This is a genomic window from Micromonospora sp. NPDC049051, from assembly GCF_043197575.1.
In the GTDB taxonomy this organism is placed as follows: domain Bacteria; phylum Actinomycetota; class Actinomycetes; order Mycobacteriales; family Micromonosporaceae; genus Micromonospora.
In genome coordinates this window covers 16,724-41,115 of record NZ_JBICTL010000010.1, presented here as the reverse complement: position 1 = coordinate 41,115, position 24,392 = coordinate 16,724, and the positions used below count along the sequence as shown (strand labels likewise).

Below are 24,392 nucleotides of genomic sequence, written 5' to 3'. Positions count from 1 at the left end.
ATGGACAAGTACTTCGAGTACCTGCACACGGTGGGCTTCGAGGAGACCAACCTCGTCGGCAACGTGTACTACGTCAACTACCTGCGCTGGCAGGGGCGCTGCCGGGAGATGTTCCTGAAGGAACGGGCGCCGGACGTGCTGGCGGACGTACGCGACGACCTGAAGCTGTTCACCCTGCGCGTCGACTGCGAGTTCTTCGCCGAGATCACCGCGTTCGACGAGCTGTCCATCCGGATGCGCCTGGTGGAGCTGGCGCAGACGCAGCTGGAGTTCAGCTTCGACTACGTCAAGCTCGACCGGGACGGCGGCGAGACGCTGGTGGCCCGGGGCCGGCAGCGCATCGCCTGCATGCGCGGCCCGAACACCCGCACCGCGCCGGCGAGGGTGCCGGAGGCACTGGTGACGGCGCTCGCGCCGTACACCTCGGCGCGGCGTTCCTGACGGCGCGAGAAGGAGACGTCGTGGACGTACAGCGAACACTCACGGTCGGCACGTCCGACGTGACGGCACTGCGGCGGGCGTACGGCGCGTTCGCCACCGGCGTCACGGTGGTGACCGTCGGTGGCGCCACCCCGCACGGGATGACCGCCAACTCGTTCACCTCGGTGTCGCTCGACCCACCGCTGGTGCTGGTGTGCGTCGACCGCAACGCGGTGATGCACGCCTGCCTCTCCCAGACGCGCGAGTTCGCGGTCTCGGTGCTGACCGACGACCAGGAGGGGGTGGCCCGGTACTTCGCCGACGGGCGGCGACCGCTCGGCGGCGAGCAGTTCGACCAGGTGGACTGGAGCCCGGGCACGACGACGGGGGCCCCGCTGATCAGCGGGGCTCTCGCCCACTTCGAGTGCGAGGTGTGGCGCGTCTACGACGGCGGCGACCACACCATCTTCCTCGGCCGGCTGCTCTCCCTGGAGCGCCGGGCGGACGGGGAGGCCCTGCTCTTCCTCTCCGGGCGGTTCCGTCAGGTCGAGCGCGAGCGGAGTGAGGCGGCATGACGACGATCGAGGGAGGGGCCCGGCGTACGCCACACGGCCCCCCGCGCTCCCACGCCCTGAGCATGCTGATCCTGATGGGCCGGGACCGGCTGCGGATGATGACCCTGGCGGCGGAGCGGTACGGCGACGCGGCCCGGCTGCCGGTCGGGCACAAGAAGCTCTACTTCTTCAACCACCCCGAGCACGCCAAGCACGTGCTGGCCGACAACAGCGCCAACTACCAGAAGGGCATCGGCCTGGTGCACGCCCGCCGGGCGCTCGGGGACGGCCTGCTCACCAGCGAGGGCGAGCTGTGGCGTAAGCAGCGCAGGGTCATCCAGCCGGCGTTCCAGAACCGCCGCCTCGCCCAGTACGCGGGCGTCGTCGGCGAGGAGGCCGCCCTGCTGGTGGAGCGGCTGTCGGCCCGGATCGACGGTCCCCCGGTGGACGTGCTGGAGGAGATGACGACGCTGACCCTCGGGGTGCTCGGGCGGACCCTGCTCGACGCGGAGCTGAACGGCTTCCACGGCATCGGCGGGTCCTTCGCGGCCGTGCAGGACCAGGCCATGTTCGAGCTGGAGACGCTGAGCGCCGTGCCGCACTGGATCCCGCTGCCCCGGCAGCGCCGGTTCCGGCATGCCCGCCGGCACCTCCAGCACGTCGTCGACGAGCTCGTCGCCGGACGGGGGCGGAACGTGGAGGGGCGCGACGACGTCCTCTCCCGCCTGATCCTCTCGACCGGGCGTGAGAGCGACCCACGGGTGGCCCGGCAGCGGCTGCGCGACGAACTGGTCACGCTGCTGCTGGCCGGGCACGAGACGACCGCGAGCACGCTGGGCTGGAGCCTGCACCTGCTCGACCGGCACCCCGAGATCAGGCAGCGGGTCCGGGAGGAGGCCGTGACGGTGCTCGGCGACCGGCTGCCCGGCTACGAGGACCTGCACCGGCTGCGGTACACCGCGATGGTGGTGGAGGAGGCCATCCGGCTCTACCCGCCGGTGTGGCTGCTGCCCCGCAAGGCGCAGGAGGCCGACGAGATCGGCGGGTACCACGTGCCGGCAGGGGCGGACATCCTCATCTCCCCGTACACCCTGCACCGTCATCCCCGGTTCTGGGACGCGCCGGAACGCTTCGACCCGGAACGCTTCGACCCGCAGCGCAGCTCGGAGCGGCCCCGGTACGCGTACATCCCCTTCGGCGCCGGACCGCGGTTCTGCGTGGGCAACAACCTGGGGATGATGGAGGCCACCCTGGTGCTGGCCATGCTGGTGCGGGACGTGCGCCTGGTCGGGCTCCCCGGCCGGCCGGTGGTGCCCGAGCCGATGCTGTCGCTGCGGGTGCGCGGCGGCCTGCCGATGACGGTCCACAAGGTCAACTGATCCGCGTCCACCGGTCCCGCGGCCGCCCCGGCGTCCGCGGGACCGTCGCTGTCCGCCCGGGCACCCGCACGAAGCGCGGTGCGGCCGCACTCCCGGGCCGCCTACCCCCACGGAGTTCCGGGCGGGGCGCATTCCCGGCCCGCCCACCCCTCTCGCGGAGCTCGGAGCGGGGCGCATGTCCGGGCCGCCCACCGTGGTCCGTCGAGCCCGCTCCCGGTGCCCGTGCGGCACCCCCGGCTCCGCCGGTCAGCGGCGCCGGCGCGATCGCCACGGTGGTCCCGGCGAGAGCGCTGCGGCGGGTGCAGGCCACAGAGCGCCGACGGTGGCCCATCCACCAGGGGCGGCAGGGCAGCGGGCGGCAGCGGGCACGGCAGCGGGCCGCCGGCGCCTGATGGCGCCGGCGGCCCGGTGTTGGGAAGCCGCCGAGGGCTGCGTGCCCCCGGATGGGTCAGGCTGCGTACACCTTGGACTGGTTCTGCCGTTCGAACGCCGCCTTGCGGCTGTCGAGCAGGGCCAGGAGCACCGGCGGGTCGATCTTGGACACCTGCTTGAGATGGGCGTCGGCGGTCAGGGTCAGCTGTCCGCGGACGGTCAGCGGGCCCACCGAGGACACCATCACCCTGTCCTGCTGGAGCCGGAGCACGTCACCGGAGACCGAGTGACACAGCAGGTGCCAGGTGCCGTCGGGCACGTTCGCGAAGCGGTAGACGCCGGGGGATTCCAGGATGGCGCACCGTGCGGGCGGGCCCTCGGGGATGCGGTGCGGAAACAGGCCCATGAAGATGAGCCCGGGTACGGGCCCGTCGAGGGGCGCGCTGATCCGGCCGGTGATGACGCCCTGCGTCACGCCCGTCGGGCGTTGGGTGGGAATGCGAGGAGCGAAGCCTCCCATTCGTCGGTAGGTGGTGGGTGGCAGACCGACGCTCTTGGTGAAGCGGGTGCTGAAAGTCCCGACGCTGTTGTATCCCACCCGGAGGCTGATGTCGGTGACGTTGAGCCGTGTCGTGGTGAGCAGCCGTTTGGCCTCCTGGAGGCGGATCGCGGACAGGAATCGACCTGGGGAGATTCCGGTGACCCGCTGGAAGATTCGCGTGAAGTGAAACTTGCTGAACATGGCGGCACGCGCCATGTCATCCACCGTCAACTGCTCGGATAAATTGCTCCGCATGGTGTCGATGGCGCGTTCCACTGCCTGCTCTGCTGTGTCGTGCATTTGTCTCCCCCGGATTGCGGACAATCACATTGTGTGGACGTGGCGAATTCGGCCGAACAATTCTGGGGTGTCGACTGCCACCATTCCCCGCTAACCGCAGTCGATGCTAGCCGAGGCCGGCTGCCCGGTCAACACGTTCTGCGTTCGGAGCGTAGCCAGGAGTGACGGCCGTGGGCTTATCATTTCTTGCCCAGAATTGGCACGTGCCACTGTACGATCGAGATGAAGATCGCTAGGATTGCTCATTGTATTGTGGAACTCGCCAGTATCCGTGCTGCGGCTTATCAATCCTTAGCATAATTTTTCGGACATCCGTGGTGTGCGCCGATCTGAAGTGGTCGGCCGGCCGCCCGGTTCGGTCCGCGTCGCGTCTGCCGCCATCAGGAGTCGGCAATCATCAATGGCTCCCGGTCGATCTCTATGGCAAGATTGCCCAAACGTTCGCCAGGGGCGGAGGACGCGTGCGTATCTCGGAGCTCAGTCGGCAGAGTGGCGTGTCGGTCCCGACCATCAAGTTCTATCTGCGTGAGGGATTGCTCCCGGCCGGCCTGCCCACCGGCCGCAACCAGGCCGACTACAGCGATCGGCATCTGCGGCGGATCCGTCTGATCCGGACGCTGACCGGGATAGGGGGACTGGACCTGTCCTCCGTCCGGGAGATCCTGGCCGCCATCGACGACGAAGATGTCACTATGCGGGACGCTTACAAGGTCCTGGACCGGACTCTCTACCTGGACGGCTCGACGACGCTGGGCCGCGCCGCCGTGGACTGCGCACGCACGGAGGTGGCGGACCTCGCCGACGCCCTCGGCTGGTCCAATGAGGCCACCCCCGCCGGCGAGGTGTTGGCCCACGTCCTGGCGGGGCTGCGCAGCCTCGGTTGCGCGGCCGAGGCGACCTTCTTCGTTCCCTACGCCCGCGCCGCCGAGCAGCTCGTCATGACGGAGTTCGACCTGGCCGCCGACGAGGGCGAAACCGAGAAGGGCCCCGCACTCGTCCGCAGCGTCCTGTTCGGCGTCGCCCTGTCCGCCCTGCGCCGTATGGCGCACGAGCGCCACGTCGCGCTGCGATTTCCCACTCACGGTGGTTGAGTGCGGGTGTCTAACGGGTGACGGGTCCGATCGGGCGGCGGTCACACATCCGGCGTAGTCGGCCACTGAGCAACTTTTGAGAAGAACTCGGGCCGTGCTCCCGCGACCATAAGTGAGCCGGCGGCGACTTTCGCACCCGGTTCGCCAGGCATCGTGAAGGGACCGCACGTCATGCCTCGATTGGTTGAGAATGGGCAGCGCCGACCGCGTAAGCCGTAGCGCTCCGCGTGGTGGACGTCCCGATCCGACGGCAATCAACTGCCGAAGGATGACGGCAGGATAATTGCCGCCGGGAAAATTGCTCCACTCTTCAGCCGCCGACAACTGCCCGTCGCCAAACCCGGCCGTACGGCGTATCAGCCGTCGCACGAATCCGGGTGGTGGCCGAATCTGGAGGGAAAACCCTTGCCATCCCAACCCGTCGGCGCGATCCGCCGAATCATTCCCGCCGTCTTCGTGCTGGTCCTCGTGGCCGCGTTCTTCGTCGTCGCCCGGCTGCCCAGCGCGTCGGCCGAGGAGCGGCAGACGCTGGCGTCGCGGTTCGGCTTCACCGAGCTGCCGATCGCGCTGCCGCCCGGCCTGCCGGAGCGCACCGTACGGACGGTCAACCCCGAGTACGAGCACATCCGGGCCTGGGTGTCGTCGGTCGGCGCCGCAGTCGCGGCGAACGACCTCGACGGCGACATGATCGCCAACGACCTGTGCCTCGTCGACACCCGCAGCGACAGCGTGGTCGTCACGCCGTCGCCCGACGGACCCGCCCGGTACGCGCCCTTCGTGCTGGACCCGGCGCCGTTGCCCACCCACAAGGCCATGGCCCCCATGGGCTGCGTGCCCGGCGACTTCAACAGCGACGGTCTGACCGACCTGCTGGTCTACTACTGGGGCCGGACGCCGGTGGTGTTCCTGCACCGCACCTCCGCGAAGGCGCCGCTGACCAAGGGGACCTTCCTGCCCACCGAGTTGGTCGGCCGGCCGTCCGCCTCCTCAAGCGGCGAGTACCAGGGCAAGTTCTGGAACACCAACGCGGTCGCGGTCGCGGACTTCGACGGCGACGGCCGGCCGGACATCGGGATCTTCAACTACTTCCCCGACAGCCAGGTGCTCGACCCGGCCGGCCAGCCGAACGTCGAGATGAACCACTCGCTGTCCCGGGCGCAGAACGCGGGCGGCGCGCACGTGCTGCGCTGGACCGGTGCCACCAGCGGCGACAACCCCACCGTGACGTACGTCGAACAGACGGCGATCCCGCCGGAGTACGCGACCGGCTGGACGCTCGGCGCCGGCTCCGCCGACATCGACGGTGACCTGCTGCCCGAGCTGTACCTCGCCAACGACTTCGGGCGGGACCGCTTCTTCCACAACGTCTCCCGCCCCGGCGAGATCAAGTTCGCCCTGGCGGAAGGGCGCCGTGGCGCGCTCACCCCGAAGTCCATGGTGGTCGGCCACGACTCGTTCAAGGGCATGTCCATCGAGTTCGGCGACCTCGGCGGCACCGGCAAGTTCGACATGTTCGTCAGCAACATCACCACCTCCTGGGGGCTGGAGGAGAGCAACTTCGTCTGGCGTAACAACTCGTCGAGCCTGGCCGACGCCCGCAAGCGGTTGAGCGAGGGCAAGGCCGTCTTCGACAACAAGGCCGCCGAGCTCAACATGGCCTGGGTCGGCTGGGGCTGGGACGCCAAGATGGCGGACTTCGACAACAGCGGCGAGATGTCGGTCGTCCAGACCGCCGGGTTCGTCAAGGGCGACATCAACCGGTGGTCGTGGTTGCAGGAGCTGGCCATGAGCAACGACCTGATGCTCCGCAATCCGGCCATGTGGCCCAAGGCGGGGCCGGGTGACGACATCGCCGGCGCCGAGCCCTTCGCCTTCTGGGTGCGGGAGAAGAACGGGCGCTACGCCAACATCGGCGCCGAACTCGGCATGACCGACAGCACCCCGAGCCGCGGTGTGGCCGTCGCCGACACCAACGGCGACGGGGGGCAGGACTTCGCGGTGGCCCGCCAGTGGGCCGCTCCCTCGTACTACCGCAACGACAAGCCGGGCCGCGGCAACTTCCTCGGCCTGCGCCTGTGCCGACCGGCGGAGGACGGCCGCGGCACGCCCGCCTACGGCGCCCAGGTGCGGGTGAAGACCGCCGACGGTCGCACCCGGATCGCCCAGCTCGACGGGGGCAGCGGTCACTCGGGCAAGCGCAGCTTCGACGTCTTCTTCGGCCTCGGCGACGCCGGCGACAAGCCGGTCTCGGCGGAGATCGCCTGGCGCGACCTCAACGGTGGCGTGCACAGGCAGACCCTCGACCTCGCCGCCGGCTGGCACACGATCATGCTCACCGACAAGGCCCAGGAGATGAGCGCGAAATGACCGACGTCCGAGACAACACGCGTAGCGCCGTCGGCGTACGGGAGGCGACGGTCGCCACGGACGCCGCCCCGGTCGTCACCTTCGACCGGCACGCGCCGGTGGCGACCGAAACCCCGGGCACGCCACGGGTCAACCGGCGGGACCCCCGCTACCTGGCCCTGCGCAACTTCGCCATCTCCATGAGCATCTTCAACATCCTCGGGTACACGGTGCTCGGCTTCGAGCAGCCCTGGACCTGGCCGTTCTTCGCCCTCGCCATCGGCTACGCCACCGAGATCGTGGTCGAGGTGGTGACCGCGCGGTCGAACAAGCGTCGACCCGCCTTCGCCGGCAACGGCGCCTGGGGCATGTACACGTTCCTGCTGCCCACCCACATCACCGCGCTCGCCGCGAACATGCTGCTCTACGCCAACGACAACTTCTGGCCCATCGCCTTCGCCGTGGTGGTCGCCATCGGTCAGAAGGCCATCTTCCAGGCGCCCATCAAGGGCCGTATGCGGCACTTCATGAACCCGTCCAACTTCGGCATCACGGTGACCCTGGTCGCCTTCTCCTGGGTCAACATCGCCCCGCCGTACCACTTCACCGAGGACGTCCCGGACATGATCCGGATCCTGGTGCCGCTCGTCATCCTGACGGCCGGCACGGTGCTCAACGGGGTGCTGACCAAGAAGATCCCGCTCGTCGTGGGCTGGGTGGGCGGCTTCGTGATCCAGGCGCTGGTGCGGCACTTCATCTGGGACGTCGCGCTCTGGGCGGCCCTGCTGCCGATCACCGGTGTGGCGTTCGTGCTGTTCACCAACTACATGATCACCGACCCGGGCACGACGCCCACCTCGGGCCGGGCGCAGTTCATGTTCGGCGCCAGCGTCGCGACCGTGTACGGCGTGCTGATCACCTTCAACGTCGTCTACACGCTCTTCTTCGCCGTGACGATCGTCTGTCTCGCCCGGGGCCTGCTCTGGTGGGGCATCTGGCTGCGCGACCGCTCCCGGCGGGAGAACACGCCGGCGGTGCGGCCCGCCGTCACCTGACGCACGGTCGGTTCCGTCGCCGGCGGCCTCCGACGAGGTCGCCGGCGACGGCCGTGACGGGCCCGGTGGCCCCACCGCCGGTGACACGACACCCGCGCGGCGGCGCGGATCTCCCGGCGGCGCGCGGAAATCGAGCACATCTGAAGACGCGGTGACGCGAGGCACCGCAGCATGCTGAACAGCGCCGGCGGGACCCGGGCACCGGCCCGGGACACCCCGCCGGCGCAGACGTGTGCGCGCCGCGACAGCCACCGGGCGGGCCCGGCCGCGCAGGAGCGGCACCGCCGTCCGCGTGACACCCACCGGAGCGCACCAGAGACGGAAAGCGAGGCGATCTGGCGTGCACCCCACCCCCGAGGCCCCACCGCGACGTGCACCGATGGCATCCGCGCCCCCGCCGGCCAACCGCCGACGGACGGCGGTCATCAGTGCCGCGGCGGGCGTGCTGCTCGCCGTGCTCTGGTCGTTCGAGCTGGTCGACTCGGTGATCGGCGACACCGTCGCCGACACCCTGCTGGGCCACGACGCGAAGGGCACCGCCATCAGCGGTACGGCGGCGGGGCTGCTGTTCGCCTTCGTGTCCGGCTTCGCCGGGACCTTCACCGCCTGCAACATCGCGATGGCGGCCTCGGTGGGCCCGATGAGCCAGGCCGGCGCGACGGGCCACCGCCACGGCGTACGCGCGCTGCTGCGTCCCGTCGCCTGGTTGACGGTCGGCATGCTGGCGGTGTCGGCGACCTACGGCGCGGTCGGGGTGCTCCTCGGCGAACGTCTGCCGCAGCTCTCCACCGACACCGTCGGCGGTATGCCGGTCCGCCTGATCCAGTCCTCGGTGGTCTTCGGCCTGATCGGCCTGGTGCTGGCGTACCTCGGGCTCGCGGCCCTGGGGCTGCTGCCCGACGTCTTCGCGACCCGGCCGGTGGCGCGGGTGGTCGTCATGGGCGCCCTGGTCGGAGGCTTCCTGGTCGGCCGGCCGTACCCGCTGTTCAACAAGCTGTTCCACTGGGCGGTCGATACCGGCAACCCGGGGTACGGCGCGCTCGCCTTCGCTCTCCAGTCGCTGGGCAACATCCTCATCGTGGCGGCGCTCTTCGCGATCATCATCGTGGCCAGCCGGGGGCGCTTCCTCAGCTGGATGGCGTCGCCGCGCCGCGCCGCCACGGTGACCGGCTCGCTGCTGGTCGCGCTGGGCGTCTTCACCGTCGTCTACTGGGACCTGCGCGTGCCGGCGATCTTCGGCGTGGGATGGTTCCCGACGATGCCGTACAACTGACCGGGGTGGTGGCGGGGCCCGCCGGGCGGCCCGGGGCCCCCCCCCCCCCCGCCGCCCCCGCCACCCCCGTGCGGGGCCGGGGCGGGGTGGGGCGCCCGCTGAACCGGGGGCCGCGCACCCCCACCGGGGCGGGGGGGCGGGGGGGGGGGGGGGGGGGGCGGGGGGGGGGGGGGGGGGGGGCGGGGGGGGGGGGGGGGGGGGGGGGGGGGCGGGGGCCCGGCCCGGGGGGGGGGGGGGGGGGGGCCGGGGCGGGCCCCCCCCCCCCGCCACCGCGTCAGCCCTTCGTGATCACCTCGTTCGTGGCCAGGGACGAGGTGCGCTCCCGGATCAGCGTGCGCAGCCGCTCCGCATCGGTGGCGAGGCTCTGCGCGTCGTGCCCGTCGATGGTGGCGACGACCCCGGCCAGGTCGTCCAGCGCCGTGAGCGCTGTCCCGTCGGCGTAGATCTCGCCGTACAGCTCGCGGTACGCCTTCTCGTAGGCGGCCTTGAAGGCGGCGCTGGCGAGGAAGCGTTCCTTGAGCCGGTGCCCGCCGCCGGGCCCGCCGCCGGCCCGTTCCCCGTCGCCCTGGCCGGGCATGCGACCCGTCGTCCGCGCGCCCTGCGGCGCCTGGCCGGCTTCCAGGGCCTGGCTGTCCTGTGGGGCCTGGCCGGGTTGTGGGGCCTGGCCGCCCTGTGGGACTTGGCCGCCTTGTGGGGCCTGGCCGGCTTCCGGAGCTTGGCCGGGCTGTGGGGCTTGGCCGGGTTGTGGGTCCTGGCCGGCTTCCGGAGCTTGGCCGGGTTGCGGGGCCTGGCCGGGTTGTGGGGCTTGGCCGGGTTGTGGGGCCTGGCCGCCGGGCGGCCGGAACTGGCCACCCGGGAAACCGCCGCCCATCCGGCCCGTGTCGTGCGGCCCCTGGTCGGCGCTGCCGCTGAAGGTGAGGTTGTAGTCCCACCCGACGACCGTGAACTTCTTCGTCGTCAGGTCGTACCAGAGGTAGTAGTTGCGGCCCGGCCCCGCCATGTCGTCGAAGTTGAGCAGCAGGTTCTGCGCCGCGACGTAACGCGCGAAGGAGTCCACGTCGACGTGGTCGGCCAGGTGCGCGTCGAACTCCGCGTCACTGCTGTCGGCGACCCACCGCACCAGGTCGATGACGGGTTGGAGGTCCTGCTCGCCCTTGCCGGTGATCTGGCTGAAGTCGTCCAGGTAGTCCGTGGGGTCGTCGCCCTGGTAGGTGAAGCTCCCGGTGGCCAGGGACTTGTAGAGCACGCCGTCGCCGTCGAGGTCGTCGGCGAAGGGGCCGCCCGGGTGTTCCACCACGAGGCGGGCCGTGGCCGGCCGGTCGTTGACGACGAACCGCGAGTACGCGTACGCCGGGGAGGCCTCGCCGGCCTCGGCGAGCACGCTCAGGGACACGGCCTCGTTGAGCACCGTCGACCCGCCGCCCATGCCGCCGACGCGTACGGCGATCTCCCGGTGCCCCTGGTAGCGGCGGCCCTCGACGAACTCGTCGAAGCGGATGAGCCAGGGCAGGGTCTCGGGCTCCTCGGTCTTCAGGGAGGCCCGCCCGCCGCCGGGCCCGAAACCGCCCCCGGGTTGGGCAGCGCCGCCGGGTTGGGTGGCGCCGCCGGGTTGGGTGGCGCCGCCGGGTTGGGTGGCGCCGCCGGGCCGGGTGGCGCCCTGCCGCTGCCCGCCGGGGCGTGCGCCGCCGGGTCCGCCCCCGGCGGGCTCGCCGTCCCCGGCCGGGCCGGCCTGTCCGCCGGGTCGTCCGCCGGCCCTGCCGATGTTCTCCCCGTCCCGGGTCAGCCCGGCCAGCGTCGAGTTGCCCTTGAGCCGGATCCCCACGCTCGGGACCGTGGTGCCGTCGATCGTGAGGTCGGCCTCCACGTACTCCTTCTCGCCCTCCTTGGCGAAGGCGTCGACCATCCGTTCGTAGTCCGCCTCGCGGAACGTCAGGGCGATGCTGTGCGCGACGGTCGGGTCGAACAGGTCCCGGGTGCCGGCGAGGTTCTGGGTGACCTCGTCGCCGGCCCGGCCGCCGCCGCTGGTGACGTACGGGTGCACGCGCACCGCGCTGAACCCGACCGTCAGGACGGCGACGAACGCGACGCAGCCGGCCAGCAGCCGCCAGTACTGCCGGACGCGGACCGGGATCCGGCGCCGCAGTCTCCGGAGCGGGCCGACGGAGGGCGCCGGCATCACAGATCCGTCTGGTCGTAGCCGGTCAGCACCGTGACCCGCTGGCCGGACGTACGCTCGCTGAGCGCCGCGATCAGCTGGCCCGGCTCGTGGCCCTTGCGCAGCCGCACGGTGTACATGATCTCGGTCAGCGCGCCGCCGCGGATCGTCTCCATGCTGACGAGCTCGAACTCGCTGGTGTGCCGGATCAGGACGTCCTGGATGGCCGCGGTGTGGTCGCCGTCCGGCGGAACCTGCACCTTGACGACCTGCCGCTGGACCTGCGAGGCGAACCAGTTGAAGCGGTACATCACCAGGATGACCAGGCCGATGGCGACGGCGGCGACGACGGCGAGCGTGTAGAAGCGGGTGCCGCAGGCCATGCCGACGCCCATCACCAGGAAGATGAAGCCGACGTCCCGGGTCTCCTTGATGGCGTTGCGGAAACGCACCACGGACAACGCGCCGACCAACGCGAACGCCCGGGCGATGTTCGACCCCACCACCAGCATGATCAGTGAGATGAGCATGCCGAGGATCACCAGCGTCTGCACGTAGGACTGGCTGTAGGAGATGTTGCGGTGGGTGAACCGGTAGACCCAGCCGATGGCCGTGCTGAGCAGGAAGGACAGCGACAACGCGATCGCGACGTCCGCGATGCTGAACGTGCCGGACAGGTCCTGGAAGGTGAAGTCCATGGTGTTCTCAGGCCTCGCTCGTGACGGTGGTGGTCAGGGACAGGTCGGCGGCGGGATCGTCGTCGACGACGTGGAACACGGAGCGGGGGGCGCGACCGAAGGCCTCGACGCCCTGGCAGTACTTGGACATCCGGACGACCGACATGTTCGACCGGGCCGCCAGGTCGGTGAGCCAGTACGGCACCCGCTCGTTGGCCTTGATCTCCACCACCGACAGCTTCGCCGGCACGATGAGCCGGTTCTCCGCGTCGGCGCCCAGGTGGAAGTCCCGGTCGCGGCCCCGGACGCGGTGGTCCATGGTGACCCGGAGGCCCGTGTCGGCGTCCCGGCCGACGAACGCCTCCCGCTGGTAGCCGGTCATCGCGACCGGCCGCAGGTCCAGGCCGCCGACCAGTTCGAGGACCTCCTCGACGAAGGCGCGCTGGGACTCGTCGTGGTCGACCGGCACGCGGCGGTCGCACAGGTCGCGGGCGAGCCGGTACGGCAGGGCGATGCGGCGCTTCTGGGTGACCCGGTTCACCCGCTGCTTGATCTCGACGTACACGACGGTGTCGTCGGTGACGGCGAAGCGGTCACCGTAGTGCCGGATCCGCAGCTTGCGGCGGAACCGTAGGCCCTCGATCTTCTCCCAGTAGAAGCGCAGCTGAGGCGTGTCGTAGTACACGCTCCACACGCCGTACCCGCTGGCGTCGCCGTGGCTGTCGAGGTCCATCCGGCCCGCGAACTCCTCGCGCAGCGCACGGGCGGCGGCGCTGTCGACGAGATACTTGATCTCGTACCGGTTGAAGGCGTGCAGCCGGCTCGGCGCCCGCAGGCCGTGCCCGGCCCGGTCGGCGTCGCGGGCCGGCGCGGGCGGGCGATCGCCCGGGACCGGCGGTTCGTTCCCGACGGCGCCGGGCGGTGCCGGCCGGGCACGGAAGGAAAGGCGCATGAGGCAACCGATCTCGTAGGTGGACGAGGCCAGGTGCCAGCCAAACCCGCGAACCTGTGGGTGACGTGTGGATGCCTTGTGAATTCGCGATGATCATGCGGCGCCGTTGCTGGAACGACGAACGCCCACCGGTCAACCACGAGGCGGCGGGGCGTTCGTCGTCGGGTGCGGCTACCGGACGCCGTCGGCGATCGGTCCGGGGGTGGGGGTGGTGCGGCCGGCGCCGGCCGCGCTCCGGTCGCGGCGGTCGGACGCGGCCACCCAACCGACGGTGATGAGCAGCAGGGCCGCGATATAGGTGACCATCACCGCCAGTCCGTGGCCGGGCACCCGCAGGTCCGCGACGTCCAGGCCGATCAGCATGTCGGAGAGGAGGAACAGGCCCCCGCCCAGGGCCACCCGCCGGGAGACGCCGTTCGCGGCGGCGGCCATCAGGCTCAGGGCGAGACTGTAGCCGAGGATCGGCAGCCGCAGCGGGCCGAGGGCCTGCCACAGCAGCAGGTTGGCCATCGCCCACAGGGAGAGGTAGATGATCAGGCCGACCGCGGGTGGCCGCGAGTGGCGCAGGAAGGCGGTCAGGAAGGCCACCTGGGTGACGAGGAAGCAGCCCATGCCGACGAGGAACGCCGTGTCACCCGAGAGCAGCAGCGCGATGTCGCCGCCGGTCGCGAAGACCAGCCCGACCGCGACGGGGTCGACGCGCCGGCGCGCCCGCAGCAGGTACACCAGCAGCACCGGCGCGAGCAGGGGCTTGGCCAACCACTGCAGGACGGCGGAGTCGGCCGCGACGCCGACCAGCTCGACGGCGGCGACCACGCCGAACGGCCACAGGCGCCTCATCGGGCCACCGCCGGCTGCTCCTGCCCGGTGGGCTGCCAGCCCGGCCGGCCGAACACGTGACCGAGGCGGTGCCGCCAGGACGAGGCGGCCCGTACGTCGGCCCAGATCGCCTGGTACTCGTGGGACACCACCCGCAGCGGGTTGTACGTGCCGATGTTCTTGGTCAGGCCGTAGCGGACGGTGGCCCGTTCGGGCTCGAAGGTGCCGAACAGCCGGTCCCAGACGATCAGGATGCCGCCGTAGTTGCGGTCGAGGTACTCGGCGTTGGCGCCGTGGTGGACCCGGTGGTGCGACGGTGTGTTGAAGAACCACTCGACGGGACGGGGCAGCATGGTGACCCTCTCGGTGTGCAGGAAGAACTGGTACAGCAGGCTGACCGACTGCTGAAGGAAGATCATCCACGGGGGGATGCCGAGCAGCGCCAGGCACAGCCAGAACGGGACCGACGTCATCGGCGTCCAGCTCTGCCGCAGCGCCGTGGAGAGGTTGAAGAAGACGCTGGAGTGGTGCACGACGTGGCCGGCCCAGAGCAGCCGTACCTCGTGGTGGCAGCGGTGGAACCAGTAGTAGGCGAGGTCGTCGGCGAAGAACAGCAGCACCCACGTCCAGACGCTGGTGGGGGAGAGTTGGAACGGCGAGAGCGTGTACGCGGCGGCGTAGAGGCCGATCGTCGCCAGCTTCCACGGCACGCCGATGACCTGGCTGCCGGCGCCCATGGTCAGGCTGGTGGCGGTGTCGCGCACGTCGTAGCCGCGTTCGTCGTCGTCGGGGGCGAACCGGTAGGACAGCGCCTCGACGACGATGAGGAGCAGGAACGCCGGTACGGCGTAGAGCACGGCGGGGATCATGTCCGGGCTTCCCTTCTCGCTGCTGCTGCGGGGGTGGCGAGGGCGGCGGTGAGCAGTGCCCGTGCCTCGCGGGCGGCGTCGGCGGCCCGGCCGGTGACGACGGCGTCGGCGAGCCGGCGGTGGCCCGCGACGTCGAGCAGTTCCGCGGCGCGCCGCTCCGGCGGCACCTCGCCGACGGCGAGCGCGCCGGCCACGAGGCTGTTGAAGGCCAGCAGGTAGGCGGTGTTGCCGGAGCCGGCGACGATGTGCCGCCAGAGCACGATGGTGGCCTCGCCCATCGCGTCCAGGTCGGGTGCCAGGTCGGCGTACCCCTCGACGGCCCGCAGGATCGCGGCCCGGACCGCGGGATCGCCGCGCTCGGCGCAGAGCCGGGCCGCGTCGACGCCGACGCAGGCCCGCATCTCCAGCATGTCGCGGACCAGGGTGTGCACCGGGAGGCTGTCGTGGAAGCGGGTGAGGGACAGGGCGAGGTCGAGCCCGGCGTGCACCCGCCAGTCCAGCACCCGGGTGGCGCCGCCCTGGCTGACCCGCACCAGGCCGAGCTGCTGCAACCGGCGCAGGGCCTCCCGCACGGCGTGCCGGTTGACGCCGAAGGTGGCGGCCAGTTCCCGCTCGCCGGGCAGCGCCTCGTCCGGCTGGTAGACGCCGCTGACGATCGCGTCACGGATCTGGCCGAAGACGTGGTCGGAGACCGAGGAGCGGGGGACGGGAGCGAAGGCCATGCCGAGGAGTGTGGCGCGGCACACATCAACCCGTCAACTGGTTGGACCAGTAAGCCGGTCAGCGGCTGCCTCAGTCGTCGATGGTGACGCTGGTGATCCAGGACGGGGGCGGTGGCGCGCCGCCGCCGATCAGCCCCGCGATCACCCGCACGGACTCCAACGGCGCGGCCGGCCACGGCGTCAGTCCGTCGGTCAGCACCACCACGACGTGCGGCCGGTCGCGCAGCGCGGCGTCGATCCCCACCCGCATGTCGGTGCCGCCGCCCCCGGCCAGCCGGACCTCGCCGACGGTGTGCACCCGCCGTACGACGTGCACGGCCGCGTCGCAGGAGAGCACCGTGACGCGGTTGCCGCCGACCCCGACCGCCCGCAGCACCCCGGCCACCTCGGCGAGCGCCGCCGCGAGCTGACCGTCGCCCATCGAGCCCGACGTGTCCACCACGATCGCCACCCGGGGCACCGGCCGGCGCAGGCTGGGCAGCACCACGCCGCGCGTCGCCCCGGAACGCCGCGAGGGGCGCCGGTACGTGTAGTCGACCGCGCCACTGGCCCACGCCGTCGCCTCGCGTACCGCACCGGCCAACGCCCGCCGCCAGTCCACCCGCGGCTCGAGCACCTCGGCGGCCCACCGTTCCCAGCCGGCCGCGACGGTGCCCCGGGACCGGACGTGGGCGCGGACGGCGTGTGCCGTCTCCCGACGGATCGCCCCCGCCTCGACCGCGCTGACCCCGCCCGTACCGCCGGTCTCCCACGCCCGGTCGACGCCGTGCGCCCCCGAACCGCAGTCCGGCGCCTCGTGTCCCCGCACGTGTGCTGGCAGCAGCGGCAGGTACGCCTCGAACAGCAGGCCCGTCGGCAGCCCGAAGGTCGCCGGCTCGAGCCGGTCGGCCGGCAGCGGCAGGCGGTCCGCCACCAGGTCGTCGTTGATCTCGCAGTCCTGCGCGACGTTGACCCGGTGATGGTCGCGCCGCTGCGCCGCCGGGAGACGGTCGGCGCGGCCGTGGTGGTCGCGGAGCAGGTGGGCGACCTCGTGGATCCACACCGCCGCGAGCTGCGGCACCGGCAGCCGGTCGACGAACTCCGGCGAGACGTGGCAGCGCCACCGCCGGTCCACCCCCATGGTGGACACGTCCCGGGACTCCACCACCGTGAGGCTGTACAGCGCGGTGGCCAGGTAGGGCCGGTCCTGCGCCGCCCGGAACCGGGCCGCGAGCAGCTTCGTCCGGTCCAGCCGGGGACCGTCGGGACTCATCCGGTCAGGCGTCCCGAGAGCCCGAGCACCTCGGCGAAGGCGTGGATGGCCGGCGGCACCGGCCAGGAGGTGTCGCGCAGCGCCGCGAGATCCATCGCGGCGCGCGCCGCCACGTCCGGCACCCCCGCCTCGACCGCCTTGCCCAGCACCACCCAGCCGGCCTCCCAGCGCGACCGGTCGACCTTCGCCTGCACGGCCGAGATCACCGCGGTCAGGAACGCCAACTGCCGGTCGCCGCGTTCGGGCAGCCGGAACGCCTCCGGGTCGGCGAGCACCCGCTCCGGGTCGGGCAGGTCGAGGTTCTCCAGGTAGGTGACGAACTCCAGCCCCGCGCCGTCGCCCACCGCGCCGATCACGGCCAGCGCCAGCGCCTCCGGTCCGGCCCCGGCGGCGTGGTGGACGGCGAGCAGTCGCAACACCATCTCCCAGGTGCGCGGGGACGGCCAGGCGCCGCCGCGGGCCTCGGCGTCGGCGGGCAGATGGTGGGTCAGCCCCGGCCGGGCGGTGAGGAAACCCGCCACCGCGCCCCGGGCCCGGGACAGCGCCGTGGCGGCCCGACCGGGCCGGACCGCCGGCACCACCACCGCCGGCCAGGTGCCGGCCAGCCCCCGCGCCACGGTGCGGGCGTCGTGCGTCCAGTGCAGGTGCACGAACCGGTTCGCCAACGGCGGGGCGAGGTGCCAGCCGTCCGCCGCGCTGGTCGGCGGGTTCGCGGCCGCCACGATCCGCACCGTCGGCGGCAGCGGGAGGCTACCGACCCGGCGTTCCAGCACCACCCGCAGCAGCGCGGCCTGCACCGCCGGCGGCGCCGAGGAGAGCTCGTCGAAGAAGAGCAGCCCCGATCCGGTACGCGCCAGCCGGACCGCCCAGTCCGGCGGGGCCATCGGCACGCCGTCGGTGGCCGGGGAGTCCCCGACGATCGGCAGTCCCGCGAAGTCCGACGGCTCGTGCACGCTGGCGATGACCGTCTCCAGCGGCAGGCCCAGCCCGTCGGCGAGCTGTTGCAGGGTGGCGGACTTGCCGATTCCCGGCTCGCCCCACAGCAGCACCGGCAGGTTCGCCGACACCGCCAGGGCCAGCGCCTCGACCTTCGGATCGGCGGCCGGCTCCGTCCGCCACGCGCGGGTCGCGGCGACGAGGTCGTCGGCGGCGGCCAGCGCCCGGGCGGGCGCCGTCATCGACCCGTCCACTCGCGCAGTACCCGCAGGATCTCGGAGACCGGCCGCACGTCGTCCTCGTCCTCGTCCTCGTACATGTACGCCTTTTCCTCCGCCAGGTCGAGGGCGGTGAGGTCGTCCTGGTCCCCGACGGTCGGGTCGGCCCCGGCGGCCAGCAGCGCGCGGACCAGTTCCGGGGTGCCGCCGTCGCCGACGGCCACGTGCAGCGCGGTACGTCCGCGACGGTCCGCCGCCGAGATCGGCACGCCCGCGTCACACAGTCGCCGGACCAGCGAGACGTCCTCCACCGCGCGCATCTGGTGCAGCAGGGTCCCGCCCCGGCCGTCGGCCATCCTCGGGTCGAGCCCCGCGTCGAGCAGCGCGGCCAGCGCCGTCGCGCCGCCGTGCTGGATGCGGAGCAGCGCGTCGCGCCGCAGCCCGCGCAGCGGCCGGGGCAGCCGACCGGCCCCGCCCCGCCAGGCCTGGGCGGCGGCGAAGCAGCCCGCCGACCGCCCGCCGAGGGCGCGCAGCAACTCCTCCGCGGCGACCTCCTCGGCGGTGTGCGAGACCGGGTCGAGGCGGCCGTCGCCGTGCCGGAGGGTGTGCCACTCGCTGCCGCAGCGCACCGGGACGCTCACCCGCACCCCGGGCGCCGTCGGCGCCGGCCCGGCCGCTGCCACCGTTGCGGCCGTCGACCCGGATCGCGTCGCGGGGAACAGGGCCCGGCGCACCAGGGGGTGCAGTTCTGCGGGGTCGAGCAGGCCGTGCCGCAGCAGGTCCAGGTCGACGGGCCGCTCGTGCACCACCGTGGGGAACCGGGGGCGGGTGTAGTGCTCCCGGTCGTACCCGACGAACGCGGCGCCCACCGTGCCGTCGCCCAGCCGGTGCACCTCGGCCACCAGCTGCCACGCCGAGCCGATCATGACCCGGTCGGCGCCGTAGCGGGCGTGGAGCCGGGCGAGTTCGGCGTCCAGCCCCAGCGGGACCAGGCGGCCCCGCTCCGCGTCCGCGGCCCCGCGATCGAGGGGGTCGACGTCCGGGCCCAGGTCGACGCCGGCCGCGCCCCACGCCGCTGACACCTCGCCGGCGGCGATGAGCCGGTCGAAGACCTCGGCCCGGCTCGCCGGGTCGTCCGGGTCGACCACCGTCGCGTACGCCTCGGCCGGCCGGAGGGTGCCGTCGGCCTCGAAGCCCGGCAGCCGGGCCGGCGAGCCGCCGTACGCGACGGCGAGACCGTCGACGTGCGCGGCGCTCCAGTACACCGGCGGCAGGTCCTGCCGGACGACGTCCTCCGCCCGCACGGGGCGCACGGTCAGCCGCAGGCGCTGCGACCCGTCCACGGTCTTCGGCGTCTCCACCACCAGCGCGACGTCGTCGTCACCGAACCGCCCGTCCATGGTGGACAGCAGGAGCTGCTGGTGGGTGGCGACGCCGGTGCGGCCGCCGAGTACGCGCGGCAGGTGCCAGCGCAGCAGATCCGGGGCGAGTACGCCGAGGTCCGCCTCGATCCATTCCGCCCGGGCCCGGCCGTGCTCCCGGGCCACCCCGGCCAGGTCGAACGCCACGTCGATCCGCCCGGCGGCACAGGCGGCCCGCCAGTCCCCGGCCTCCCGGGCCGCGCCGCACGCCTCGATCATCTCGGCGGGCACGGCGTACCGGCGGATGCGCTGCCAGGTGCGGATCTCGTCGATGACGGGCGGACTCACCGGTAGACGCTCGCGATCGCCCGGATGTCCTCGTGGGGCGCGCTGACCGGCCGCTCGGCGAGCAGCGCGGAGGCGAGGCGGCGCTGCCGTCGTGGCACGCCGCCGTTGATGCCGAGGTATTCCAGGGTCGGGTGCTCCGCCACGGCCTCGACGAGCCGCCGGGCGCCCCGCCCGCCGATCTCCGTACGCCGCAGGTCCAGCCGGCGCAGCCGGGCGGCGGGCAGCGCGTCGGCGAGCACCGCCGCGCCCTCGTCGCCGACCACGTTGCCCTGCGCCCCGAGGGCCCGCTCCGACGGCGGCCGGGCCAGGTCGAGCGCCCGCCAGGACCCCAGGTGCCGGGCCAGCGCCGCGACCCCGGCGGGGGTGATCCCGTTGCCGCCCAGCCCGAGCGTCAGCTCCACCCCGTCGGCCAACTCGGCGAGGGCGGCCGCGCCGGCGTCCCCGAGGTGGTTCGCCGCCAGGTAGAGCTCCCGGACACCGGCGGAGCGGATCAGCGTGCCGAGCACCCCGACGGCGTCCGGCCCGAAGCCGTTGCCGCCGAGGAAGAGCCGACGCACGGGGCGTTCGCGGGCGGCCAGCGCCTCCGCGAGGGCGGTCAGCCCGGGTACGCCCATGCCGACGTTGACCAGGTCGAGCGTACGGATGGCGGAGTTCACCGCGAGCGCGTCGGCGAGCCGGCGGACGCCCTCGTCGCCGACCGGGTTGCGTTTGAGCCACAGGGCCCGCACGGTGTCGTCGCCGGCCAGCCGGTCGGCGAGCGCGCCGATCCCGGTGGGGCCGATCCGGTTGCAGCCCAGGTAGAGCGTCTGGAGGTGGTGGCCCGGACGCAGCGCCTCGGCGACCGCCCGGGCGCCGTCGGCGCCGAGGCCGTTGGTGCCCAGCAGCAGGTGCCGCACCAGCGGGGAGTCGACCGCGGCGGCCACGATCCGCGCGGTCTGCGCCGGGCCGACGCCCTGCTTGCACAGGTCCAGCCGGCCGTCGGGCTGCACCGTGCCGCGTGGGAACACCTCGGGGCCGGCGACCGTGCCCGGCGCGGCGAGGCGGACCAGCAGGGGGTCGAAGTCGCCGGGGTCGGCGAGGCCGGCGTCGGGGTCGGCGATGGCCGGGCAGCGCACCGGCGTCGGGTCGGTCACCAGGGCACGCTCCGGTAGTCCTTGAGGAACTGGCCGCTCACGGGCGTGCCGCGCACGCCGCGCACGATCGGGTCGTAGACCCGGGCGGCCCCGTCGACGACGTCGAGCGGCGGCCGGAAGCCGAGGTCGCGCTGGGCCGCCTTGCCGGGGTGCGGCCGCTCGTCGGTGACCCAGCCGGTGTCCACGCTGTTCATGTGGATGCCGCTGGCCAGGTAGTCGGGAGCGACCGTGCGGACCAGCATGTTCAGCGAGGCCTTGGCCATGTTGGTGTGCGGGTGCCGGGTGGTCTTGCCGGCGCGGGAGTAGCTGCCCTCCATCGCGGAGACCTGCACGACGTGCCGCTGCGGGTGGGCGCTCGCCTGCATCAGCGGACGCAGCCGGGAGGTGAGGAGGAAGGGCGCGAAGGCGTTCACCACGTGCACCTGCAACCACTCGTGCGGGCTGACGTCGGCGTCGCTGAGCACCCAGGAGTTGATCTCGCGCAGGTCGAGCGGCTGGCCCGTCTCGTCGACCCGCCCGGCCGGGAAGAACGCCTCCAGCTGCCCGGCGGGTAGGAACGCGTCCGGCAGCCCGGCCGAGGGGGCGGCGGGAGGCGCCGCGCCGATCGCGATCCGCGCCGCCGGCCCCTCCAACGCCGCGGACTCGGCCGCCCGGACCTCCCGGTGGTACGCCGCCGGCCGATGGAGCGTCTGTGCGGCGTTGTTGACCAGGATGTCCAGCCCGGCGAAGCGCCGCCCCACGAGCGCGACGAAGTCGAGCGTGCCGGCCAGGTCGAGCAGGTCCAACCCGTGCACGTAGAGCCGGCCGGCCCAGTCGTCGGCGTCCGGTACGGCGGCGAAGCGGCGGGCCGCGTCGCGGGGAAACCGGGTCGTCACGATCACGTCGGCGCCGTCGCGGAGCAGTTTGAGTGCGGTGTGGAAGCCGATCTTCACCCGGCCGCCGGTCACCACGGCGGTGCGGCCGGTCAGCTCGCAGCGGGCGTGGCGCCGCTCGCGGTTCTCCGCCGCGCACGGTGGGCACATCAGGTGGTAGTCGACATCCACCTGCCGGTAGGACCGCTTGCACACGTAGCAGTGCCGCGCCCTGCCGAGCGTCCCGCGCCCGGCCGCGCCGAGACCGGCGTCGTGCGCCGTGAGATCTGCGTCGGGTGCCGCGCTGGCGGCGTCGCGCGCCACGCTGCCCGCGTCGTGTGGTGCGAGGTTCGCGTCGTGCGCCGCGAGACCGGCGTCGGGTGCTGCGAGACCGGCGTCGGGTGCTGCGGCGTCGCGCGCTGTGATGCCGACGTCGGGCGGTGCGGGGTCGGGGATCTCGGTGCGGAAGCGGGTGGCGGCGGCCAGCAGCGCGCGGTCCGCTGCCCGGGTCGCGGCGTCCCGACGGGCCTTGGCGCGCCGCTTGACCCCCCGGTGGGCGGCGGCGACCGCGCGCTCCAACTCCTGCCGGGTCGCCTCGTCCAGGTCGGCGTCGTCGAGCCGGGCCAGGACGGCCAGGCAGGCCGCCAGCTCGGCGCGGTCGACGGACACGATGCTCCTTCGTGGAGGGTGGGGGCGAGACCGGCCGGATTCGAACCGGCGTCCTCCAGCTTGCTGTCAAGGCGCGTCGACCTCTGCGCTACGGCCTCGCCGCGCGGGAGCATACCGAAGGGCACCGACAACGGGTCGGCTACGTCAGGTCAGCGTCCGCGTGAAGGCGAGCAGTTCTGCGGCGGTGCGACCCCGCTCGTCCACGGCGTCCGGGTCGGCGCCGGCTCCGAGCAGGGCCGCCATCACCTCGGGAGCCAGCGCGGCGGCGGCGGAGTGCGCGGGGGTACGGCCGTCCCGGTCGGGTGCGTCGAGGTCGAGCCCGGCCGCGGTGAGCGCCGGGAGCACCCGGAGGTCGTCGAGCCAGGGCAGCCAGTGCGCCAGCGTGCCGCCCTGGTTGTCGCGCAGCTCCGGGTCGATGCCGTCGGCGAGCAGGGTGAGCAGTCCGTCGGCGTCGCCGTGGAACGCGCGGGCGAAGAGGTCCTGCCGAAGCTTGCGGATCTCCTTCGGCACCGGCTTCGCCCCGGTACGCCAGGCGCGCACCGCCGCCGCGCAGCCGCTGACGGGGCCGCCCAGCCCGGCGAGCAGGAACTCCCGGCGCAGCTCCTCGTCGGTGTGGTGTGGCGTGACCAGCCGACCGGCCGAGACCCGCACGGTGTGCCAGTGTGGCCCGCACCGGATCCGGATCGGCGGGTGCGGCGCCGGCTGCGGGGCCCGCCACGCCTGGCTCCGGCCGGGGAACAGTGCCTCGTGCACCAGCGGGTGCAGCTCGTCCGGGGTCAGGTCGCCCCAGCGCAGCAGCGCCACGTCGGCCGGCGCGGGCACCGCGAAGGCGCACGGCCCGGCGAAGGGCTCGTTCCACGCCGCCGCGCGTACGGTCAGCCGGCCGTCGGCGTGGACGTCGACGGCGAGCCGGCGGTCTTCGCTGAACTGCGTCGTCGCCCCGTACCGGTGGGCCAGTCGCCGGGTCTCACCGGCGAGCACGGGCAGCGTCGGCGCGTTAGCGGTGAGCCTGTGCACCAACGAGGCGGAGTGCTGTCCGTGCTCGTTCGGGGGGACGGCGAGCCCGGCCGCCTCGTACGCCGCGACGGGTTGCCGGGCGGCCAGCAGCGCGGCCACCGTCTCCACCTCCGTCGCGCGGTCGTCGGCGGGGCCGGGCGCGGTCGTGGCACCCTGCGGGTGCGCCCGGCCGTCCGGCGCGTGCCAGGCGAGGCGGACCGCCGAGGCGCCGTAGGCCCAGCGGCGGGTGGCGACCGCGTCCGCGTCCCAGCACCAGCCGGGCAGGTCGTGCCACCGGGTCGGCAGGTGCCGGCTGTCGGTGACCCGCAGCCCGATCCGCTGCGGGGCGCGGTCGGTGGGCGGCAACGTCGCCACCAGTAGCGGGACAGCCCGGTGGGGCCGGCTGCCGGTCGCGACGGGGTCGGGCAGTCGGGAGAGCACGACGGCGGCCCGTGGCAGCAGGGCCAGCGACCCGGTGCGGGGCAGGAACCGGCGCAGCAGGTCCGGGGCGAGGCCGCGCAACTCGCCCTCGACGCGGGCGGCCTCGTCGGTGCCGTACCGGGTGGCGATGTCCCGCAGGTCGACGTGCGCGTCGATCCGGGCGGCGGCGCACGCGCCCCGCCAGTCGCCCGCCAGCCGGCGGTCGGTGGCGGCGGCGACCATGGCCGGCGGGGAGGCGTACGCCAGGAGCCGCAGTCGCTTCTCCCGCTCGCGGCGGCGTTGCATCTCGACGCCCCCCGTTCCGTCGTCAGCGGGTCGGCCGGGACCGGACCGGCATCCCGATCCTGCCGGCGGGCGTGCCGACCACGGTGCCACGCCCCGCCCGCCGGCGAGTGTAGGGGGTGCGGGCCGGCCGGATTCGAACCGGCGTCCTCCCGGTTTTGGAGACCGGGCGCGACGACCGCTGCGCTACGGCCCGCACGAGGCGGGGACGACCCGGGGGCGGCGGACGGGCCGGATTCGAACCGGCGTCCTCCTCCTTGAGAGGGAGGCGCGACGACCTCTGCGCTACCGCCCGCCGCGAGCGAGTGTAGGGCAACCGAGCTGCCCGTCCCGCCTCCCACGAGCCCGGGCACCCCAAGGCCCCGGTGAGCAGCAGCCAT

20 protein-coding genes and 3 tRNA genes are annotated in these 24,392 nt (G+C 73.3%); 7 read left to right on the top strand and 16 right to left on the bottom strand.

The window, feature by feature from the left end:
* The 3 genes from ACGFIR_RS29075 to ACGFIR_RS29065 are packed head-to-tail and all read left to right on the top strand — an operon-like array spanning nucleotide 1 to nucleotide 2,353.
* A complete protein-coding gene (locus ACGFIR_RS29075) occupies nucleotides 1-441 on the top strand; it encodes an acyl-CoA thioesterase (RefSeq protein WP_358092072.1) in 441 nt (146 codons plus the stop codon).
* Nucleotides 442-461: 20 nt separating this feature from the next.
* Nucleotides 462-995, top strand: coding sequence for a flavin reductase family protein (locus ACGFIR_RS29070; protein ID WP_393008128.1), 534 nt, complete (start codon nucleotides 462-464; stop codon nucleotides 993-995).
* Nucleotides 992-2,353, top strand: coding sequence for a cytochrome P450 (locus ACGFIR_RS29065; RefSeq protein ID WP_393148405.1), 1,362 nt, complete (start codon nucleotides 992-994; stop codon nucleotides 2,351-2,353). The genes ACGFIR_RS29070 and ACGFIR_RS29065 overlap by 4 nt, the downstream gene beginning before the upstream one ends.
* Before the next feature lie 448 nt (nucleotides 2,354-2,801).
* Here the strand turns inward: ACGFIR_RS29065 and ACGFIR_RS29060 are convergent, their stop codons facing one another.
* Nucleotides 2,802-3,566, bottom strand: a complete 765-nt coding sequence (locus tag ACGFIR_RS29060; RefSeq protein WP_393008132.1) for a helix-turn-helix domain-containing protein — start codon at nucleotides 3,564-3,566, stop codon at nucleotides 2,802-2,804.
* Nucleotides 3,567-4,027: 461 nt separating this feature from the next.
* Between ACGFIR_RS29060 and ACGFIR_RS29055 the strand changes: the two genes are divergently transcribed.
* From ACGFIR_RS29055 to ACGFIR_RS29040, 4 genes are all read left to right on the top strand, one after another.
* On the top strand, nucleotides 4,028-4,657 hold the full coding sequence (locus ACGFIR_RS29055; protein ID WP_393008134.1) for a MerR family transcriptional regulator: 630 nt from the start codon (nucleotides 4,028-4,030) through the stop codon (nucleotides 4,655-4,657).
* A 456-nt stretch (nucleotides 4,658-5,113) separates the two neighbouring features.
* On the top strand, nucleotides 5,114-7,024 hold the full coding sequence (locus ACGFIR_RS29050) for a CRTAC1 family protein (RefSeq protein WP_393008198.1): 1,911 nt from the start codon (nucleotides 5,114-5,116) through the stop codon (nucleotides 7,022-7,024).
* Complete coding sequence (locus tag ACGFIR_RS29045) at nucleotides 7,021-8,058, top strand: enediyne biosynthesis protein (protein ID WP_393008136.1); 1,038 nt, start codon at nucleotides 7,021-7,023, stop codon at nucleotides 8,056-8,058. Before ACGFIR_RS29050 ends, ACGFIR_RS29045 begins: the two co-directional genes overlap by 4 nt.
* A gap of 379 nt (nucleotides 8,059-8,437) precedes the next feature.
* The gene (locus ACGFIR_RS29040; RefSeq protein ID WP_393148402.1) at nucleotides 8,438-9,331 is read left to right on the top strand and encodes a hypothetical protein; all 894 of its coding nucleotides are present in this window, start codon (nucleotides 8,438-8,440) and stop codon (nucleotides 9,329-9,331) included.
* A 274-nt stretch (nucleotides 9,332-9,605) separates the two neighbouring features.
* On the opposite strand, the gene ACGFIR_RS29035 is transcribed toward ACGFIR_RS29040, so the two are convergent.
* The 15 genes from ACGFIR_RS29035 to ACGFIR_RS28965 all read right to left on the bottom strand — a co-directional run bounded on the left by ACGFIR_RS29035 (nucleotide 9,606) and on the right by ACGFIR_RS28965 (nucleotide 24,307).
* Entirely contained in the window at nucleotides 9,606-11,507 is a 1,902-nt protein-coding gene (locus tag ACGFIR_RS29035) for a CotH kinase family protein (RefSeq protein ID WP_393148400.1), read from the bottom strand.
* Nucleotides 11,507-12,184, bottom strand: a complete 678-nt coding sequence (locus ACGFIR_RS29030) for a DUF4956 domain-containing protein (RefSeq protein ID WP_393148398.1) — start codon at nucleotides 12,182-12,184, stop codon at nucleotides 11,507-11,509. The genes ACGFIR_RS29035 and ACGFIR_RS29030 overlap by 1 nt, the downstream gene beginning before the upstream one ends.
* Nucleotides 12,185-12,191: 7 nt before the next feature.
* Nucleotides 12,192-13,115, bottom strand: a complete 924-nt coding sequence (locus ACGFIR_RS29025) for a polyphosphate polymerase domain-containing protein (RefSeq protein WP_393148396.1) — start codon at nucleotides 13,113-13,115, stop codon at nucleotides 12,192-12,194.
* A 171-nt stretch (nucleotides 13,116-13,286) separates the two neighbouring features.
* Nucleotides 13,287-13,955: a lysoplasmalogenase gene (locus tag ACGFIR_RS29020; protein WP_393148394.1), complete on the bottom strand. Its 669-nt coding sequence runs from the start codon at nucleotides 13,953-13,955 to the stop codon at nucleotides 13,287-13,289.
* The gene (locus ACGFIR_RS29015) at nucleotides 13,952-14,803 is read right to left on the bottom strand and encodes a sterol desaturase family protein (RefSeq protein WP_393148392.1); all 852 of its coding nucleotides are present in this window, start codon (nucleotides 14,801-14,803) and stop codon (nucleotides 13,952-13,954) included. The genes ACGFIR_RS29020 and ACGFIR_RS29015 overlap by 4 nt, the downstream gene beginning before the upstream one ends.
* Complete coding sequence (locus ACGFIR_RS29010) at nucleotides 14,800-15,525, bottom strand: FadR/GntR family transcriptional regulator (protein ID WP_393008150.1); 726 nt, start codon at nucleotides 15,523-15,525, stop codon at nucleotides 14,800-14,802. The genes ACGFIR_RS29015 and ACGFIR_RS29010 overlap by 4 nt, the downstream gene beginning before the upstream one ends.
* 70 nt (nucleotides 15,526-15,595) lie before the next feature.
* Nucleotides 15,596-16,777: a VWA-like domain-containing protein gene (locus tag ACGFIR_RS29005; RefSeq protein ID WP_393148390.1), complete on the bottom strand. Its 1,182-nt coding sequence runs from the start codon at nucleotides 16,775-16,777 to the stop codon at nucleotides 15,596-15,598.
* Nucleotides 16,774-17,955, bottom strand: coding sequence for an AAA family ATPase (locus tag ACGFIR_RS29000; protein ID WP_393148388.1), 1,182 nt, complete (start codon nucleotides 17,953-17,955; stop codon nucleotides 16,774-16,776). Before ACGFIR_RS29000 ends, ACGFIR_RS29005 begins: the two co-directional genes overlap by 4 nt.
* Entirely contained in the window at nucleotides 17,952-19,640 is a 1,689-nt protein-coding gene (locus tag ACGFIR_RS28995; RefSeq protein WP_393148386.1) for an ankyrin repeat domain-containing protein, read from the bottom strand. Before ACGFIR_RS28995 ends, ACGFIR_RS29000 begins: the two co-directional genes overlap by 4 nt.
* On the bottom strand, nucleotides 19,637-20,773 hold the full coding sequence (locus ACGFIR_RS28990) for a gala protein (RefSeq protein ID WP_393148384.1): 1,137 nt from the start codon (nucleotides 20,771-20,773) through the stop codon (nucleotides 19,637-19,639). The genes ACGFIR_RS28995 and ACGFIR_RS28990 overlap by 4 nt, the downstream gene beginning before the upstream one ends.
* Nucleotides 20,770-22,293 carry an SDR family NAD(P)-dependent oxidoreductase gene (locus ACGFIR_RS28985; protein WP_393148382.1) on the bottom strand — a complete coding sequence of 508 codons (1,524 nt, stop codon included), beginning with the start codon at nucleotides 22,291-22,293 and terminating at the stop codon, nucleotides 20,770-20,772. Before ACGFIR_RS28985 ends, ACGFIR_RS28990 begins: the two co-directional genes overlap by 4 nt.
* A gap of 25 nt (nucleotides 22,294-22,318) precedes the next feature.
* Nucleotides 22,319-22,391, bottom strand: a tRNA-OTHER gene (locus ACGFIR_RS28980).
* A gap of 46 nt (nucleotides 22,392-22,437) precedes the next feature.
* Entirely contained in the window at nucleotides 22,438-24,015 is a 1,578-nt protein-coding gene (locus ACGFIR_RS28975) for an ankyrin repeat domain-containing protein (protein WP_393008162.1), read from the bottom strand.
* Nucleotides 24,016-24,133: 118 nt separating this feature from the next.
* A tRNA-Trp gene (locus ACGFIR_RS28970) sits at nucleotides 24,134-24,208 on the bottom strand.
* Nucleotides 24,209-24,234: 26 nt separating this feature from the next.
* Nucleotides 24,235-24,307: transfer RNA gene (locus ACGFIR_RS28965), tRNA-Glu, on the bottom strand.
* Between the last annotated feature and the right edge of the window lie 85 nt (nucleotides 24,308-24,392).